This is a genomic window from Pseudostreptobacillus sp. (assembly GCF_977040545.1).
In genome coordinates, this window is the sequence record NZ_CDRRBS010000009.1 from 1 (window position 1) to 19,640 (window position 19,640).

A 19,640-nucleotide genomic window follows, 5' to 3' on the forward strand; every position below is an offset into this window, starting at 1 on the left:
TACTACTATACCTAAGGTGTATTTAGATTTAGAATATGAGAATGGAAATATTTTTAATTTATTTAACACAGGTATATTAAATATTAAAAATTTAGAAATAAAAAATAGTAGAGATAAAACTATACTAAAACATAGTGAAATCTTTGATTTAAGTGATTTAAAAGTAAACTATAATCTAATTAATAAAGAAATAGACCTTAGTAATTTAGATTTAGGAAGTAAAGATAAATATAATGGTAAATTAAAACTTGATTTTATAGCTCAAATTAATAAAAATGATAAATTTGCTTCAGTTAAACTTAATTCGGATACATTAACATGGGCTGGGTTAAATATTGATGGTTTAGATGTGGATATACAAACAAATAATGAGGGTATAAACGTATCTGAAATATATTTAGAATATGAAAATAATCCACTTTTATTAGATGGTTATGTAACTTATGGATTAAATGACTATAATTTTAGATTATTAGCAAACAATTTTAATTTAAAATTTTTAGAAATTAGTGATAAAATTAAAGAATCAAGTGGTATAGTAAATGCTAATCTTTATTTTAAAAAAAATCATTTTGATGGGAATATAAATTTAGATAATCTTACTTTAAAAACTAAAGATAATATGGTAAATGTAGCTAATCTTAATTCTAAGGTTAATGTAAAAAATACTAATATTGAAATAAATGAACTAAAAGGGGATGTTAATGAAGGATTACTAGATATAAAAGGAAGAATAGAACTTCCTAGTATACCTGATAATTTTATGAAAACAAAAACTTTAGTCTTAGGAGCTATGGATATAAATTCAAATTTACGTAATGTTAGAATTAACTATGGTGATAATTTAATGTTAAGAATTACAAGTGATATTTTAGCTAAAAATAATAGAATAGATGGTAAGGTTTTAATAGAAGAAGGAAATATATATTCTATACCTAGTTTAAATAAAAAAACAGGAACCAATAAATTTAATGGATATATATCAGAGGTACTTTCACAAGTTTTAAATAATTTAGTTAATCAGTATATAGTAAACTTAAATTTAGAAACAGAAAAAAGTGTTGATGTAAATATACCATCAATGCTAGGAGTTGTTAAAAAAATTAAAGGAGAAGCTGATGGTTTAGGTAAACTTGCTATTGAAAATGGCCGTATGAGTTTATTAAGTGAATTAAATTTAGGAAATAGTACATTTGAGTTAAATGGACATGTATTTAAGGTAGAAGAAGCACATCTTAAATTAGATGGAAGTTTAGATCCTATGATTAATTTTAGAGCTATAACAGAATTAAATGATGATCAAATTGAGATAGCATTGAATGGAAAATTAAGTGATAAAAATATTAAAATTACATCTACTTTAGGTAAAAATGTAAATGAAATACTTGGTATACTTGCTTTTGATGAATCAGGAGGAATATTAAATCTTGAAAGATTAAGAGCTTCAAGTATTTTAGGTAAAGCACTTGAAACAACACTTAATAATTTGTTATTATCGTCTATAACTAATAGAGTTAGTTCAAGTTTAGGTATAAGCGACTTTAAAATTAAAACTAATTTTGATTCTAATAATACATCAAATATAGGAGATATAATAAATAATACAACAACAACAGTATATATTCAAAATAATGTTTTAAACTTTAATAATATATTCTGGAATGCTGAAGTAACTGTACCTTTTGATTTAAGTAATGTTAGAAATAAATTTAAATATAATATATGGTTTAACTATAACTTAAGAAAAGGAATATCAGCTACTACTGGTATACGTAGTTCTATTAATGATTTTAATCAAGCTACATTCTATACAGGGATAGGATATGTTAATAGATTTAATAGGTTTGGAGAATTATTTGAAGATATATCTAGTATATTTAAAAAAAGAGAAACTTTAAAAAGATAAAATCATAAGGAGGAAAATTTATGAATAAAAAAATATTAATGACATTACTTGCGATAACAAGTATAGGTTTAGCAAATTCAAAAATAACTAATATAGAGGTAACTAATTTAAGTCAATTATCTGAAGATGTTATAAAAAATGCTCTACCTATTAAAGAAGGTAATGAATATACAAATAAAGTATCAAATGATATATATTTATCACTTTTAAGAACTGGTCTTGTTCAAAATGTTAACATATATCCTACTAAAGATGGTGATAATGTTAATTTAAAAATTGTAGTTGATGAGTTACCTAATGCAAAAGCAATATATGAAAATAAATTAGAAATAGAAGCTTTAAAGGAAAAAACAGAATATTTGGTTAATAAAGTATATTTTACAGGAACTGATCAAAATTTAAATGCTTTAGTAGAAAAAAGTGGTTTAAAAATAGGGGAATATTTTTCTCCGTATGATGCTGAGGTATTAAAAAGTTTAATTATGTCAACAGGATATTTTGGTAATGTTGAATTGGATGTACATAGAAGTGCAGATGATAAGAGTGTAGATTTAGAATTTAAGGTTGTTCAAAATCCTGTTATTAAATCAGTAAAAATTACAGGTTCAAAGTTGATGGATGAAGAAACTTTAATTAAGGTTTCTAGACTTAAAGTTGGAGAAATATTAAATTTACAATTATTACGTCAAGAAACATCACCCCTATTAAAAGCTTATGCAGATAATGGATATGTTTGGGTTGGATATAAAAAACTAGATATTAGTAATGATGGAGATATAAATATTGAAATATCAGAAGCTAAAGTTTCAAAGATTGTATATGATAAAAAAGGAACTGTAAAAGATGGAGAAAGAATAGATTCTAAGGATTATAAATTAAAAACAAATGATTTTGTATTAAAAAGAAATACATACATTAAAGAGGGTGATGTATTAAATCAAAAAGCATTGGAAACAACTTTAGCTGAGTTATTTAGAACAGGACTATTTTCTAATATTAATCATGAAATAACTCAAGATATTAATAATCCAGAAAATTTAATAGTTAGAATAGTATTAACAGAAAGACCAACTACTGCAATAAATGCTAATATTTCTTATTCTACAGAAGATAGTTTATCAGGGTCTTTAAAACTTTCAGATTCTAATTTCTTAGGAAGAGAAGAAAGTTTTGATTTAACTGGAGAAGCAGGAATTAAAGGAAATTATAGTATATCACTTGGATTTAAAGATCCTTGGATACAAAATACTTCAAGAATATTAGCTGGAGGAAATATATATTTTAAAAAGACTACTACAAGAGTTAAAGATTTAGATGAATTTAAGAAAGATCCTAATCAAGATGAAGCAAAATTTGCAGAATCAATATATAATGAACCAACTGATAAACAATATGTATTTGGTATAAATGGACAAATAGGTAAGGGATTAACAAGTGATATATATTTAACTTTAACTCCAAGATTAATAAACGTATACTCTAAGAGTAGAGCGAAGGAAGAAAAAGCTCGTGTATATCAAGATTATACATTAGCCTCTATTGGTGGTGATTTAATTTATGATACAAGAGATGATAGAAATACTCCTAAAAAAGGTCTTTATGCTGATCTTTATGTAGAAGGTGGATATATCTTTAGAGAAAAATCATTAAAATTAAATAAAGGAAGACCTATAGAAATTACAGATAAAGATGGTAAAGGAACAGGTGAATATGAAAAATACAAACCTAGAGCATACGCTCTTACAACATTAGATTTAAGAGCATATCATCCAGTATATAAGAGTAGTAACTCAATGGCATATAGATTACTTGCAACTTATGCACATGATAATACACCAGTGGGACAATTAGCTGTAGTAGGAGATGGAATAACTTTAAGAGGACTTCCTAATTCAGTTTCAAGTAACAAATATTCTGTTACATTTACTGCAGAAAATAGAACATATTTTAATGATTATTTACAAGGAGTATTATTCTATGATGCAGGAATAGCAGAAAATATTAAAATTGAGGGTACTAATAAATTGAAATTTGTAAATAATATAGGGTTAGGTGCAAGAATTAATACTCCTATTGGAGTAGTTAGACTTGATTATGCTTGGAATCTTGAAAAAGGTAAAAAACCAACAGGTAAATTTAATTTTGGATTTGGGCAAACTTTCTAAAAAGACATTAAAGGTAGATGAAAATCTACCTTTTTATTTTCAATTATTGAAAATTGATTTCTAAAAAACTATATTTTTTTAAAAATAGAAGTATACTATTATTAATAATAAAAAGGAGATGGTTTTTATGAAAAAAATTTTTACATTACTACTTATTGGTATGATTAGCATGGCTTATACTGAAAAAAATGAAAAAGTTTATAGTAAAATCTTAAATAAAGATGTGGATGTAACACTTACACTGCCTAGTTCATACGAAAAAGGTAAGGATTATCCGGTAATATATACATTAAATGGGTGGTCTGGTAATAATAGAAATTTCCCTGATAAAATGAATATAGGAGAATTATCAGATAAATATGATATTATTTATGTATCTCCGGATGGTGGATATGATACGTGGTATATTAGTAATGAAAATTTTATATCTAATGAATTGATTAAATATATTGATGGTAAATATAAAACAGATAAAAAACGTGAAAAAAGAGCAATAACAGGATTAAGTATGGGTGGATTTGGAGCTTTTTATTTAGGGATTAAGCATAAAGATATATTTGGTAATATTGGATCAATGAGTGGTGGAGTTAATCCTCAAGAATATAAATATAATTGGGGTATAATGAAAACTATAAATTCTAATTGGGAAGATTATAACATTAAAGATATAGCACATTCTTTATTAGGGTCAAAAACTAATATAATATTTGATTGTGGTATCTCAGATTTCTTTATAGAACCTAATAGAGAATTACATAAAAAATTGTTATCTTTAAATATCGAACATACATATATGGAAAGACCAGGAAATCATTCTTGGGTTTATTGGAGAGATTCTATAAAATATCAAACATTATTCTTTAATGAGAATTTTAGAAAGTAGGTATAAATATGAAAAAAATTTTAATGACTTCAATGTTAATAGCTGGAATTTTATCTTTTTCATTTCAATTTGAAAAGCAATTTCCTATAGAAAAGGGATTTGATGATTCGGTTTTAACTAATCAAATGTATGAATTTAAGTCTTATTCTAAACAAGGTTATTTACTTTTAAATTATAAAGAACTTAAAAAAGTAGATATATATATAAATGGTAATAAATTAGATACAACTTCATTAAAAGGAGAAGGAAGTAAAAAAGTAGATATATCTAAGTATACCAAAGATGATAAAAATATTATTCAAATTACACAATTAGATGGGAAATTAGATGTTAAAATACCTTATCCAGAAATTACAAAAGGGAAAGGAGATTTTAATAATGAAGCTATTAAATTCTTTGATGAATTTTTAGAAGCAGAAGTAAAAGCTGGTATGCCAAGTGCACAAATAGCAGTTGTTAAAAATGGTAAACTTGAATATGCTAAGAGTTTTGGGTATGTTAATAATTATGATAAGGAAGGAAATCAATTAAAAGATAGAATTAAAGTTACAAATGAAACTATTTATGATTTAGCTAGTAATACTAAAATGTATGCAACGAATTATGCTATACAAAAATTAGTTTCTGAGGGTAAATTAAGTATAAATACATATGTTAAAGATATATATCCTGAGTTTAAAGGTAAATGGAAAGAAAATGTTCAGGTAGGAGATATATTAAAACATCAAGCTGGTTTTCCTGCAGACCCACAATATTTTAATGACAAATATGATAAAGACGACGGTATACCTAATGGTAAAAATGATTTATATGCCATAGGTAAGGAAAATGTTTTAGATGCAATTATGAGAACACCTTTAATATATGAACCTAAAACATCTACTAAATATTCAGATGTAGACTATATGTTATTAGGTTTTATAGTTGAAAAAATAAGTGGGCAAGATTTAGATGTTTATTTAAAAGAGAATATATATGATAAATTAGAGCTTACTCATACAATGTTTAATCCTTTAGAACATGGTATATTTAAGGAAAAAATAGCAGCAACTGAATTAAATGGGAATACTCGTGATAATTCAATTGATTTTATAAATGCTCGTAAAGAAACAGTTTGGGGAGAGGTTCATGATGAAAAAGCATTTTATTCAATGAAGGGTGTTTCAGGACATGCGGGATTATTCTCTAATGCTATAGAGGTTGCAAAGTTAGCACAAATAATGGTAAATCAAGGTGGTTATGGAGAAAATAAATTCTTTAATAGAACTACATTGGATAATTTTATTAAACCTAAAGATATAAATGCAAGTTTTGGATTAGGTTGGAGAAGACAAGGTGACTACATCTATAGATGGGCATTTTCTCCACTTGCTGAAAAAGATACTATAGGGCATACTGGATGGACTGGAACATTAACAGTTATAGAACCTAATCAAAATATAGTAATAGTATTATTAACTAATGCTAAAAATTCAGCAGTAATAGATAAAATTAAAAAACCTAATGATTTTTATGGAAATCATTTTTATACAACAAATTATGGAGCTATATCTGCAATGTTAATAGATGCATTTAGCAATAAAATTAATAAAGGCGATTATACTAGAATGAATTCTATTTTATCTGATTTAATTGAAACTAAGTATAGATTGATTACAAGTGATGATAATTATAGAACTAAATCTGATGTAAATGAAACATTAAGTTTGATTAATTTACATAAAAAAAGAAATAAAGGAAAAATTTCTGATAAATATATGGAAATGATAAAGGTTTTAAGAGATTTAGAAGTTAAATAAAAAATTATTTATACCCCTTTTAAGGGGTATTTTAATTTAAAAAAATCTTGCAATATTTAACTCTATTTGGTATACTATTAATAACAAAATATAAGGCTTTTAACGCCTTTCAAACACAATATATTGTGTTTGATTAGAATAGAGGATAAATAATGAAAGTAGTAAAAAGAGATGGTAGAGAAGTAGAATTTGATGCTAATAAAATAAAGGTTGCTATAAGAAAAGCAAATAATGAAGTAGATATCATTGAAAGAGTTTCTGAAGAAAAAATTGATAATATTGTACAAGATATTGTTGAAAAAGGAATAAATAATGTAGAAGATATACAAGATTTTATAGAAAAAAATCTTGTTGAATTAGGATTGTATAAATTATCTAAAAAGTATATAGTGTATAGATATACTAGATCTTTAGTTAGAGAGGCTAATACTACTGATGAATCGATTTTATCTCTTGTAAAAAATTCTAATAAGGAAGTTGGAGAAGAAAATTCAAATAAAAATTCATCTGTAGCTTCTACTCAACGTGATTTAATAGCAGGTGAAGTAAGTAAAGATTTAACTCGTAGAATATTATTACCTAAAAGAATAAGTGATGCTCATAATAATGGTATTTTACATTTTCATGATTCTGATTATTTCATTCAAAATATTTTTAATTGTTGTTTAGTTGATATTAAAAATATGTTTGAATATGGTACAGTTATGAATGGTAAACTTATAGAAACCCCTAAAAGTTTTCAAGTTGCATGTACTGTAATGACACAAATTATAGCTGCAGTTGCTAGTGGACAATATGGTGGTCAAAGTATAAATATTAGCCATTTAGGTAAGTATTTAAGATATAGTAGAGATAAGTATTATAATAGATATAAAAAAGAGTTTTCAGAGTTAAATGAAGAAATGATAAATAGATTAGTTGAAGAAAGAATAAAAGAGGAATTAAGAAGTGGGGTACAAACTATACAATATCAAATTAATACTCTTATGACAACTAATGGACAATCTCCTTTTGTTACTTTATTTTTAGATATAGATAGTGAAAAAGAATATCAAGATGAAGTTGCATTGATAATAGAGGAAATATTAAAACAAAGATATGAGGGAATAAAAAATGAAGAAGGAGTTTATGTGACTTCAGCATTTCCTAAATTAGTGTATGTTTTAAATGAAGATAATATATTTAAAGGTGGTAAATATGACTATCTTACTGATATAGCAATAAAGTGTTCAAGTAAAAGAATGTATCCAGACTATATTAGTTCAAAAATAATGAAAGAAAATTACGAAGGTAATGTATTTTCTCCTATGGGATGTAGATCATTTTTATCTCCTTATAAAGATGAAAACGGAGAATATAAATTTGAAGGAAGATTTAATCAAGGAGTAGTAAGTCTTAATTTAGTTCAAATAGCACTACTTAGTAAAACAGAAGAAGAATATTTTAAATTATTAGAAGATAGATTAGATTTATGTTTTGAAGCTTTAATGATGAGACATAATAGGCTTAAGGGTACACTTTCTGATATATCACCTATACATTGGCAATATGGAGCGATAGCGCGTCTTAAAAAAGGAGAAAAAATAGATAAATATTTAATGGATGGTTATTCTACAATCTCTTTAGGATATATAGGTATATATGAAGCTACTAAATTGATAACAGGAGAGACTCATACTACTGAAAAAGGTAGAACTTTTGCAATAAAAGTTATGAAAAAATTAGAAGATACAGTTAATAAGTGGAAAAAAGAAACTGGTATAGGGTTTGGGCTTTATGGAACACCAGCTGAAAGTTTATGTTATAGATTTGCAAAAATAGATAAAGAAAAATTTGGAAGTATAAAAGATATTACAGATAAAGGTTATTATACAAATTCTTATCATGTAGATGTTAGAGAAGAAATAAATATTTTTGATAAATTTAAATTTGAATCAGAATTTCAAAAAATTTCAAGTGGTGGAGCAATATCATATGGTGAGATACCAAATATGAGTAAAAATTTAGAAGCCCTTAAGGAAGTTGTTAAATATATATATGATAATATACAATATGCTGAATTTAATACAAAGAGTGATTATTGCCACATTTGTGGATTTGATGAAGAAATAATAATAAATTCTGAAAATCAATGGGAATGTCCTCAATGTCATAATAAAGATAAATTAAAAATGAATGTAATAAGAAGAACATGTGGTTATTTAGGAGAAAATTATTGGAATGAAGGTAAAACTCGTGAAATAGGGAAAAGAGTATTACATTTATGAGACTTTCAAGTATAAAAAAAACTGATGTCGCCAATGGACCTGGAATAAGAGTAAGCATATTTGTTAGTGGATGTAGACATTTATGTAAAGGGTGTTTTAATAGTGATATTTGGGATTTTAAAAAAGGGGAAGAATTCACTGAAAATGATATTGAGGAAATACTATGCTTGGCAGGGAAGGAATATATACAAGGGGTGACACTTCTTGGAGGTGAACCTCTTGATCCTATGAATACTAAAGGAATATTAAAAATAGTTAAAAGTTTAAGAGAAAAACTTCCGAATAAGGATATATGGTGTTTTACAGGATTTATGTATGAATATATACGTGATGTTATGATTCCTATATATCCTGAAATAGGAGAGATATTATCTTTAGTTGATGTGTTGATAGATGGTCGTTTTGAAATAGATTATTTAGATTTAAAATTAAAATTTAGAGGTTCAAAAAATCAAAGAGTAATAGATTTGAGAAAAACTGAAAAAAGTAAAGAAATAGTATGGGCTCTTCCTCCAGAAGATGGTATTGACAAATATGTAGAACTTAAGGATAGGGAATTAATGGAGAAGAGTTTAGATAGAATTATTAGAAAAGGGTTTCAAAGATAAAAATCTAAGAAACCCTTTTTTTTATTTTAATATTGAATATTATTTACAAAATAGCTTATTTTTATATCAGATGATAACATTTGAGATACAGTACATTTATCTTTTACATACTCTACTATTTTATTTACTTCATCATTTTCAACATCTTTATTGATATTGATACGAACTTCTATAGTAAAATCATCAACATTAGTATCCACTTCAGTTTCTATAACAATTCCATCAAATTTGTTAACAATGCAATATCCTCTAACACACATAGTTACACAACCACTAAGTGCTGATGATAATACTCCAACTGGAGTTGTTCCAAATCTTTTTTTTCTGTCCATAGTATAGCTAAATCCATCTGTGTTTGAATTAACTAACCATCCTGCTTCTGATAATGCTTTTGTTTTATACATATTTTATCTCCTCCTTATTGTTCTTTTTTAAATTTAATATAAGAATATATATATATTAAAGTTAAGAATATGAATAATATAATTCCATATATTTTGAATTGTAAGAAAACTGTTATTGTCCATCTAAATATAGGCGATTCTAAACAATAATAACTTACGAGTTGTGTTGCTTTAATATCAAGTTGTGAAAATGTTTTGGTAACATCTGTTATTGCAGGTGCAAAGAAACTAGAAATAATGAAGTAAAAAGGACTAAAAATAGTTGATAAAATTAAAGCCTTTAAAATATTTCTATTTGCAACTATTATAGCAGGTACGACAACCATAGTATTTACTAAACCAGGAAGTGGTAGTATACTACTTAATCCAAGTTTAGAAAGTATGATAGCTAATACCAAAGTTATGGGTATTAATAATACTGATACTATCCAAAGTTCATGTACTCCTGAAAGAACAGTCCAATCTAATCCTATATAAATATCTCTACCTTCATATTTTTTTTCCATATATCTTTTTGCATATTGAGATACTGGAGTTAAAGATTTTACAAATAAGAAGGAAACAGTAGGTAAAAGTACAAGAGTAGTTGCGAGTTTTATAGCTATTTCCACACTATCTTTTATAGAATATCCAGCAAATACTGCAAGAACAAGTCCTATAAGTGCTCCCATTACAGCATCTTCAGAAAGAATTCCGATTTTTTTCTTTATATGTTCTAAATCAAAATTACTTTCACGAATAAATTTAATTTTATCTAAAATATCATTTATTGGCTTCATAAAAGCTGCTTCTATAATACAAGCATTAGTAGTTACAGTTCTTGGAATGCCCGACATTTCTTCCATACGATGCGCTAAAGATTCTGCAGTTTTAAGTTCTAGTATAATATGAACTATGGCAGCTATAAATCCTAGTATAGTTGATCCGGTAAGTATAGAAACTAAAGCTGCAGTAAATATTTTCGTCCATACATTAAAGATATCAACATTTAATATATTTGTAAAATGAAAATGAATCATAAATATATTAATTAATATTTGTAAAGGAAACATAATAATAGAGTATTTCCAAGCAAAAGCAACAGCAACCATAGGTGAAAATCCAAGATCGATTACATTTAAAGTAATTCCTGTATTTTTAACAAAATCTGTTGCAACAGGACTTATAGTTTCAAACATAAATCCTACAACTACATTTATTGAAGTGAATGCAACTGCAAGCATAAGTGCAGAAAAAATAGCATCTTTGAATTTCATTTTAACAATTAATCCTATTATTACAATAATAATAGGTAAAAGTATAGTAGGTCCAAGACCTAAAAATTGTGATAACAATTGAAACATTTTATCTCCTAATTATTTTTTGTATAGTGAAATTATAATTCAAAGGAAGATATAAGTCAAGAGATAAAAGTTAATTGAAAAAAGTAATGAAATATAATATAATAAATTTATATAGAAAGAGGGGATTTAATATATATGAAAAAACTAATAATATTTAGTAGACATGGATTGAGATATCCATTATTAAAATATGAAAGTATGCAAGGAATAATAAGTAAAAAAGATGTAAATTGGGATTTTGAAGAAGGAATGTTAACTGAAAAAGGTGAAATTTTAGAATTCAAAATGGGTATATTTTTAAGAAAATATATAGAAAAATTTGGTAAAAAATTTAAAAAAATAGAGTTTAGTTCAAATTCTATAAAAAGAACAGTAGCTACGGCAAAGATACTTGCAACCTCTATGTTTCCGTATAGAGAAATAGAAGTAAAATTTAAAGATAAAACTTTTTCTACGATGGAAAAAGATTTTAATATATATTTAGATAGTTTAGATATAAATAAGGAGAAACTAAAAAAACTTGATTATAGGTTAAAACCACAATATGAAAGACTTGAAAAAATATTAAATATAGAAGATGGGACTTTTTTAAATATTGGTTCTAATATAAAAATTGGAGAAAATGGATTTTTAATGTCTGATGGGGCCTTTAAAATTGCAACAGATATAGTTGACATGTATATTTTAAAGTATTTTGAAGGCTTTAAAGAACAAAATATATTTAAAAGTGATAATTTTTATAAAGATTTAGAATATATATCTGAAATAAAGGATAGTCTTTTAGATACAATATTTGGAGATTTGGATTATATAAATGATAGTCCAACTGAAATTACAAAACTTATACAATCAAAAATTAATAGTGAAACAGATCTTGATGTTATAGTAGGTCATGATTCTAATATAGCAACAATTTTTGCTAAATTAGGGATAAATTTAGATTATAAAATATTAGAAAAATATCCTATAGGTGCAAAGTTATTGTTTAAAGTATATGATGATAATTCTTTTGATTTAGAATTAATATATTATAAACCTGAAAGTATAAGAAATATGAATAATGATAATCCAGTTATAGTAAATTTAGGAGAAAGGTTAAAATTTTAATATTAAAATTATGAAAGAACTAATTGTATTTCTATCTTTTTTCGTGTTATTTTCGTGTGGAAATAAAACAAGTATTGATATAGAAGAAAAAGGATATAAAGAAAATAAAAAAATAGAATTAAATTTAGAGAAAAAAGAAAAGTTGAATGTTATAGATGATAATGAAAGTAAAGATAATGTAGAAAAAATATTAGAAGAAAAAGAAGAACCACAAGTTGAAGAAGTTAATAAAGAATTAATATCTCCAGTATTTGATGATATACAAGAGATAGTAGATGAAAATGGGGAATATATATATTATTCAAATAAATTAAATAGAAATATAACTTCAAATGATATATTTAGAAATAGATATAAATATATAATAAAAAGTATAGATTCAAATATAGATTTAAGTAATGTAGATTTTTCAAAGTTTAAAATTGAAAATGATAAAATAGTAGTAGGTAAAGATAAAAAAATTAATTTGGAATATAATAAATTTAAGAGAGTATTTAAAGGGGGTATAGGAATACCATCTATATATGAAGGAGAAATTTTAGATACTAAAAAAAGACCTATTGACTCAAATAAAAAACATATAGCATTTACATTTGATGATGGTCCAGGTAATAAAAACCATGTATTAATAAGAGAAGTATTTAATAAATATGATGAACGTGCTACTTTTTATTTTGTGGGACTTAACGTTAAGAAAAATCCTAAGATGGTATTACAAACTTATTTAGATGGTCATGAAATTTCAAATCACACTTATGATCATAAAAATCTTTCTAAGATAAGTAGAGCTCAAATAATAGATGAAATATTAAAAACTGATGATTTAATATATTCTATTATTGGAGATGAAAATAAAAATGTAAGACCTCCTTATGGTGCATATAATTCTAATGTAGTTGAAATACTTGGTGGAAAAACTAATCTTATTTTATGGAATGTAGATTCAGAAGATTGGAAAAATAGAAATAAAGATGTTATAATATCTAGAGTTTTAGATAAAGTTAAAGATGGAGATGTAGTTCTTTTTCATGATCTTTATCCTGAAACATATGAGGCTATAAAATATATGGTACCTATATTGAAAAATAGAGGATTTCAATTTGTAACTTATTCAGAATTAAAAGAAATAAAAGGAAGAAGGTGATATAATTGGAAATATATATATGGTTATTATTGTTTGCTGTTTTATCAGTTATAGAAATTTTGACTATTAATTTAGTAACTATATGGTTTGCTTTATCTGCGCTTATAGTATTTTTATTAAATTTAATTTTTGGTAAATTAGAATCAAGTTCTATAATATTTTCGGCACTTTCAATGTTATTCTTGATATTATTAAAACCTATATTTAAAAAATATTTTGAAAATATTAATGAAACAAGAGTAGGTGATATTGGTGCAGAAGTTATTATAGTAAAAATAGAAAATGATGAATATGTAGTAAAATATAAAGGTGGGAAATGGCAGGCAATTTCTAAAAATAAATATGAAGTAGGAGATAAAGTTAAAATAATTTCTTTTGAAGGGAATAAAATAATAATATAGGAGGAAGAAAGATGATTTTAGGTATTTTATTAGTAATAATAATTTTATTAGTTACAACTGGTATAAGAATAGTACCAGAAGCACAAGTTTATGTTGTTGAAAGATTAGGGAAATATTCAGGAGTATTAAATTCTGGACTTAATTTTATAAATCCTTTTATAGATAGAATTTCTAAAAAGGTAACATTAAAAGAACAAGTTGTAGATTTTGATCCTCAAGGTGTAATTACTAAAGATAATGCAACTATGCAAATAGATACAGTTGTATATTTTCAAATAACAGATTCTAAGTTATATACTTATGGAGTAGAAAGACCATTAGCTGCTATAGAAAATCTAACAGCTACGACTTTGAGAAACATAATAGGGGATATGACTGTAGATGAAACTCTTACAAGTCGTGATACAATAAATAGTAAAATGAGATCAGAACTTGATGAAGCTACAGATCCTTGGGGAATTAAAGTAAATAGAGTTGAGTTAAAGAGCATAATACCTCCAACTGAAATAAGAGTTGCAATGGAAAAAGAAATGAAGGCAGAACGTGAAAAAAGAGCCAAGATATTAGAAGCACAAGCTCAAAAAGAAAGTGCTATATTAGTAGCAGAAGGAGAAAAAACTGCAAGTATTTTAAGAGCTGAAGCTGAAAAAGAAGTTAGTATAAAAGAAGCAGAAGGTAGGGCTGAAGCTATACTTAAATTAAAACAAGCTGAAGCAGATGGATTGAAAATATTAAATGAATCTAGTCCGAATAAAGAAGTGTTAACCTTAAGATCTCTTGAAAGTTTAGAAAAAGTTGCAAATGGGAATGCTACTAAAATATTTATACCAAGTGAATTACAAAATTTGACTTCTTTACTTGCTGCAATTAGAGGTGTTAAATAGAATTGTTATATATAAAGTGCAATAAAATTATTGCACTTTTTAGTATATATTTAAGTAATAATTGGGTAATTTGATTTATAATTTAAAATATGTTAAAATACATTATATTCTAATTATAGAATAAATGGAGGTAAAGATGAATAAAATATTTAAAATATTTTTATTTTTATTTTTACCCACAATGATCTTTGCAGGAGCTAGTACGGAAGATATAATTTCTGTAATAAATCCTGAAAAAAAATATTTAGCTTCAATTATAGAAGATGAAGCAAAAAGTCAGAATGTAAATGTTGATTTAGTAATTGCAATTTTTTTAAGAGAATCACAATTTGAAAATTTAAATCCTAATTATTCTAATGCTGTTGGAATAGGACAAATTACTCCAGCTGCTTTTAAAACTGGTTTAATTAAAAGTGGTATAAGGAATGAAGAATATTTGAAAATTTTAAATGATGATTTTCAAGGGGATATAACAGCTATGAGAAAAAATGAGAAGTTAAATATAAAAGCTTCAATAGGTTTTTTGAAATGGCTATTAGATTATTATAATAACGATATTGGTGTAACAACTTTATCGTACAATACTGGTATTGGTAATGCTAATGCTATGTTAAATAATGGTAAAAATAAAGTAGAGGTTAAAGTAACACAAACTACATGGGATCAAGGAATACACTATGTATATGATGTAAGTGAAAAAGTTAAGATAATAGAAAAAGTTAGAGAAAATAATATTAATTCATTAACTAATTATGATTTAAAATTATTGAAAAATGGAATTGATAATTTTGAAAATTCTGACTATAATTGGTTAAATTCTTTAACATATCTTAATGAATTTGATAAACAAGAAAAATCTAAAACTGCTGAAAATAAATATATAGATACAAATACAACTATAAGCAGGGAAGATATTAAAAATTCTATGACTACGTTAGTTGCAGGATTATTGGTGATATATTATATGAAACCTTGGAAAAAAAGAGGAGAATATATTGAGTTTTATCAAGTATAAGATCATTAGTGGGTAGTACGAGAATAAGCTTTAGTATGATTTGGAGTTTAACTAAAAGTTAACCATTATAAAAAAGAGGTATAACCTCTTTTTTTATTTAATCACTTTCTATTTCATTTTCTTCAAATTCAGTTTTTTGTTTGAATGCAAATGGTAAATACATTAATATTATTGATAATGTAAATAGAGAGATGAATAATATTTGATATAACCAAAATGGTTTTATAAAATTAATTGCAGATATGATATAATCACTAGTATACATATAATTAGTTTTGAATATATAGTTCCATACGAATGATAAAGAAATTAAACCAAAATATCCTATAATTGCAGTTTTAAACCCTTTATATGTAATTCTTTCATCAAGATGAATGAATCCAAATAATACAGCAAATATTTCAAAAAAATGTGTTGCCATAAATACATGAGGATAAAATGCAGTTCTATATATACCTAATCCAGGTAATAATACTGCAAGTATTGCACCTGAAAACCAAAAGTAAACTATATTAAAAAATACTCTTTTCTTTGTAATGTAATAAATACCTGCAAAAACAAGGGAAGCATTACATAAATGGAAAGGCATTGTATCATACCAAGGTGATTTTTCAAGAAATATTCTATAAATAGAATCACCAATTTTTGTAAATAACATAAGATATCCTAAAAAAGTTACATATCTTCCTTTTTCGTATCCTTTAAATATATAAGGTATTAATAATAAAATTGTAATAATTATAATCCATATAAGTAAATCATGAATATGCTCTGGAGAAAAATATACTAATTCATATTGTCCTTGAGTAAATAAATTCATTATTTATCACCACCTTTTTTATTGAATAAGGCAATAAGTATAGCAATATCGTTATATGTAACTCCACTTATTCTTTGTGCCTGACCTATGTTTTTAGGTTTTGAATAATTTAAACCACTTATAGCTATATTTGAGAGACCTTTAGCAGATTCGTAATCAAAGTCAGAAGGTATTTCAATACTTTCAAGTCTTTTCATTTTTTCAATTTGATTACGTTCTCTTTCTATAAATATTCTATATTTAGCTTCTATTTCTATTTGTTCTTTTGCAATATCTGGCAAATATTTTGTATCTATAAATTTAGATAAATTATCATAATTGATTTCTTTACGTCCTAAAAAATCAAATGCATTCATAACATTAGTATGTGAAGCATTTTTATCAATTTCTTTAAGTTTATTATTTGTTTCTATACTAGGATATATTTTTAATTCTTTTAATCTCTGAATTTCTTCTTTCATAATATTTATATTTTCTTCAAGTTCAGATATTTTTTCTTTAGGAAGAAGTCCAATTTCTTTAGCTTTATCTAAAAGTCTTATAAATACGTTATCTTGTCTTAATGTAAGTCTATATTCTGCACGAGAAGGTAGTACCCTATAAGGTTCAGGAGTTTCTTTATTTATTATATCATCTATTAAAACTCCTATATATCCTTCATCTCTAGATATTATAATAGGTTCAAGATTATCTATTTTTCTTACAGCATTAACTCCAGCTATAAATCCTTGAGCAGCTGCTTCTTCATATCCACTTGTACCGTTTATAGTACCGGCTTGAAATAAGTTTTCTATTATTTTAGATTCTAAAGAAAAATTAAGTTGGTATGCAGGGATAAAATCGTATTCTATAGCATATCCATATCTTAATATTTTAGCTTTTTCAAGTCCTTTAATAGTACGTATAAGTTTTTCTTGTGCGAAAGGTGGCATAGCTGTAGTGAAACCATTTACATATATTTCATCACTTTCTATAGATTCTTGTTCTAAGAAAATTTGATGATCTGTTTTATCAGGAAAATTCATAATTTTTCTATCTAAAGAAGGACAGTGACGAGGCCCTTTAGTATTTACAACACCTGTTACTATAGGAGAGTATTTTAATAATTCTTGTCCAACTTTAATAGTTTCTTTTGTTGTAAAAGTAAGCCAAGTTTCTAATGGCTTTTCAACTTTTGCTTTAGTTAAATAAGAAAAATATCTAGGTTTATCTTCACCTTGTAATTTTTCAAGTTTATCTATATCTATACTTTTTTTATCTATACGTGGTGGAGTTGCTGTTTGATATCTTTCCATATATATACCATATTTAGTTAGGTTATCAGGAAGTGAATTACTTGCTTTTTCTCCTTGTCTACCAGCAGAATATTTAACATCACCTATTACATATTGTCCATTTAAAAATGTACCAGTACATAAAATTACAGCTTTTGCACCATATTCTATACCTAGATTATCTATAACTCCTATAACTTTTTTATTATCCAAAATCAAATCTTCTATCATTCCTTGTATAACATCTAGATTTTCTTGTTTTTCTATTAATTCTCTCATTTTAATTCTATACCAGTATTTATCAGCTTGTGCTCTTGTAATTTTAGCAGCTAATCCTTTAGTATGATTTAAATTTTTAAGTTGTAGATTATATTTATCTATGTGCATTGCCATTTGACCACCAAGCATTCCAATTTCACTTACGATATGTGATTTTCCTGGACCACCTATTGCAGGGTTACAACTCATCATAGCTATATTGTCAAGATAAATTGTAAAAAGTGCTGTTTTTTTACCTAGTCTTGCACAAGCTAGTGCTGCTTCAACACCAGCGTGACCTGCACCCACTATTATAACATCATAATTTTGTTTCATTTCTCCTCCTTTAAAGAGTTAAACTTTTTTCTTCTGATATAAAAATACCTAAATTTTCATCTACGCATTGTTTTATATATCTATTGTCTGATATATTTAATAAATTTGTAAAATTATCAATTCTATTTCTATCAATAAGTATAGAAATTTCTGTATTTTCAAATCCTGTTAACATATCAAAATCCCCCATACTATCCCCAGCCACTATTATTGGGTCTTTATTGTATTTTTTTTTAAGTATATTTTCAATTATTATTTTTTTATCTAAACTAGTAATTCTTAATTCGTTTTCATCGAGTAAACCAGTGAAAATATTATTGGTATTAGTTATTTTTTTTGCATATATTTTTGAAATATATTTTTTTAAAGGTTTAAGTACAGCTTCAACAACTTCTAAAGTGGATGCAGATATAACATATACATCAATATTATTGTCGTGTAATTTTTTTATTAATTCACTCATTTCATCTGTAATTTTAAGTCCTAATTTATATGTAGAAATATTATCTTCATATATCCAGTTTTCGATTCCAAATTCAGAATTATTATGGTATTTTATGGATTCATCAATTAATTTTTGTAATTCCTCATAACTCATATTTTTATATGAAAAGAATATATTTAAATCAAATTTATCATATTTAAAATATAGATATTCTACAAATTCTGAAAAATTTGATAAAAATTTTAAATATTCCATACTATTTATATCTTCGTAATAAGCATTTTTAAATATATTACAAAAATTATTTATTATTTCGGTTTCTTGAGGAAATTTATTATTTAAAAATTTTTTTAATTCAATAGGTGTAATTTTAAATTTTTTAAATTTTAATAAATAATGTATTAATGCAAATTGTATATCATTCATAAGAATGGTATTATCACAATCAAATACTGCATAATTACCTGAATTTTTATATTTTTCAATTACTTCGTTTATTCTATTTTCTAATTTTTTATTCCACATTTTATTTCTCCCTTTTTATATTATACAATAAAAGTTTTTTAAATTCAAATTACTAG

16 protein-coding genes are annotated in these 19,640 nt (G+C 25.2%); 11 read left to right on the forward strand and 5 right to left on the reverse strand.

Annotation, left to right across the window (positions count from 1 at the left end; genetic code table 11):
• The 6 genes from ACWYO2_RS01170 to nrdG all read left to right on the forward strand — a co-directional run.
• The coding region (locus tag ACWYO2_RS01170; RefSeq protein ID WP_455514663.1) for a hypothetical protein at positions 1-1,906 on the forward strand (1,906 nt) is incomplete at its 5' end.
• A gap of 20 nt (positions 1,907-1,926) precedes the next feature.
• Entirely contained in the window at positions 1,927-4,071 is a 2,145-nt protein-coding gene (locus ACWYO2_RS01175) for a BamA/OMP85 family outer membrane protein (RefSeq protein ID WP_455514664.1), read from the forward strand.
• A gap of 127 nt (positions 4,072-4,198) precedes the next feature.
• Positions 4,199-4,954 carry an alpha/beta hydrolase gene (locus ACWYO2_RS01180; protein WP_455514665.1) on the forward strand — a complete coding sequence of 252 codons (756 nt, stop codon included), beginning with the start codon at positions 4,199-4,201 and terminating at the stop codon, positions 4,952-4,954.
• A gap of 8 nt (positions 4,955-4,962) precedes the next feature.
• Positions 4,963-6,753 (forward strand): penicillin binding protein PBP4B, encoded by a 1,791-nt coding sequence (gene pbp4b / locus ACWYO2_RS01185; RefSeq protein WP_455514666.1) that lies wholly within the window; start codon positions 4,963-4,965, stop codon positions 6,751-6,753.
• Between the two features lie 152 nt (positions 6,754-6,905).
• Positions 6,906-9,020 carry an anaerobic ribonucleoside-triphosphate reductase gene (gene nrdD / locus ACWYO2_RS01190; protein ID WP_455514667.1) on the forward strand — a complete coding sequence of 705 codons (2,115 nt, stop codon included), beginning with the start codon at positions 6,906-6,908 and terminating at the stop codon, positions 9,018-9,020.
• Positions 9,017-9,628: an anaerobic ribonucleoside-triphosphate reductase activating protein gene (gene nrdG / locus ACWYO2_RS01195; RefSeq protein WP_455514668.1), complete on the forward strand. Its 612-nt coding sequence runs from the start codon at positions 9,017-9,019 to the stop codon at positions 9,626-9,628. The genes nrdD and nrdG overlap by 4 nt, the downstream gene beginning before the upstream one ends.
• A 26-nt stretch (positions 9,629-9,654) precedes the next feature.
• Here the strand turns inward: nrdG and ACWYO2_RS01200 are convergent, their stop codons facing one another.
• Complete coding sequence (locus ACWYO2_RS01200; protein WP_455514669.1) at positions 9,655-10,032, reverse strand: OsmC family protein; 378 nt, start codon at positions 10,030-10,032, stop codon at positions 9,655-9,657.
• 14 nt (positions 10,033-10,046) lie between these two features.
• Positions 10,047-11,375, reverse strand: a complete 1,329-nt coding sequence (locus ACWYO2_RS01205; RefSeq protein ID WP_455514670.1) for a PTS transporter subunit IIC — start codon at positions 11,373-11,375, stop codon at positions 10,047-10,049.
• Between the two features lie 135 nt (positions 11,376-11,510).
• On the opposite strand from ACWYO2_RS01205, the gene ACWYO2_RS01210 reads away from it, so the two are divergent.
• The 5 genes from ACWYO2_RS01210 to ACWYO2_RS01230 all read left to right on the forward strand — a co-directional run bounded on the left by ACWYO2_RS01210 (position 11,511) and on the right by ACWYO2_RS01230 (position 15,926).
• A complete protein-coding gene (locus ACWYO2_RS01210) occupies positions 11,511-12,482 on the forward strand; it encodes a histidine-type phosphatase (RefSeq protein WP_455514671.1) in 972 nt (323 codons plus the stop codon).
• A 10-nt stretch (positions 12,483-12,492) separates the two neighbouring features.
• Complete coding sequence (locus ACWYO2_RS01215; protein WP_455514672.1) at positions 12,493-13,626, forward strand: polysaccharide deacetylase family protein; 1,134 nt, start codon at positions 12,493-12,495, stop codon at positions 13,624-13,626.
• A gap of 5 nt (positions 13,627-13,631) precedes the next feature.
• Positions 13,632-14,027, forward strand: a complete 396-nt coding sequence (locus ACWYO2_RS01220) for an NfeD family protein (protein WP_455514673.1) — start codon at positions 13,632-13,634, stop codon at positions 14,025-14,027.
• An 11-nt stretch (positions 14,028-14,038) separates the two neighbouring features.
• On the forward strand, positions 14,039-14,911 hold the full coding sequence (locus ACWYO2_RS01225) for an SPFH domain-containing protein (RefSeq protein ID WP_455514674.1): 873 nt from the start codon (positions 14,039-14,041) through the stop codon (positions 14,909-14,911).
• Positions 14,912-15,047: 136 nt separating this feature from the next.
• Complete coding sequence (locus ACWYO2_RS01230; protein WP_455514675.1) at positions 15,048-15,926, forward strand: transglycosylase SLT domain-containing protein; 879 nt, start codon at positions 15,048-15,050, stop codon at positions 15,924-15,926.
• Between the two features lie 97 nt (positions 15,927-16,023).
• Here ACWYO2_RS01230 and ACWYO2_RS01235 read toward each other — a convergent pair whose 3' ends face one another.
• The 3 genes from ACWYO2_RS01235 to ACWYO2_RS01245 are packed head-to-tail and all read right to left on the reverse strand — an operon-like array spanning position 16,024 to position 19,584.
• A complete protein-coding gene (locus ACWYO2_RS01235; protein WP_455514676.1) occupies positions 16,024-16,746 on the reverse strand; it encodes a TMEM164-related integral membrane acyltransferase in 723 nt (240 codons plus the stop codon).
• The gene (gene mnmG, locus ACWYO2_RS01240; protein ID WP_455514677.1) at positions 16,746-18,614 is read right to left on the reverse strand and encodes a tRNA uridine-5-carboxymethylaminomethyl(34) synthesis enzyme MnmG; all 1,869 of its coding nucleotides are present in this window, start codon (positions 18,612-18,614) and stop codon (positions 16,746-16,748) included. Before mnmG ends, ACWYO2_RS01235 begins: the two co-directional genes overlap by 1 nt.
• Before the next feature lie 10 nt (positions 18,615-18,624).
• A complete protein-coding gene (locus tag ACWYO2_RS01245) occupies positions 18,625-19,584 on the reverse strand; it encodes a haloacid dehalogenase-like hydrolase (RefSeq protein WP_455514678.1) in 960 nt (319 codons plus the stop codon).
• Between the last annotated feature and the right edge of the window lie 56 nt (positions 19,585-19,640).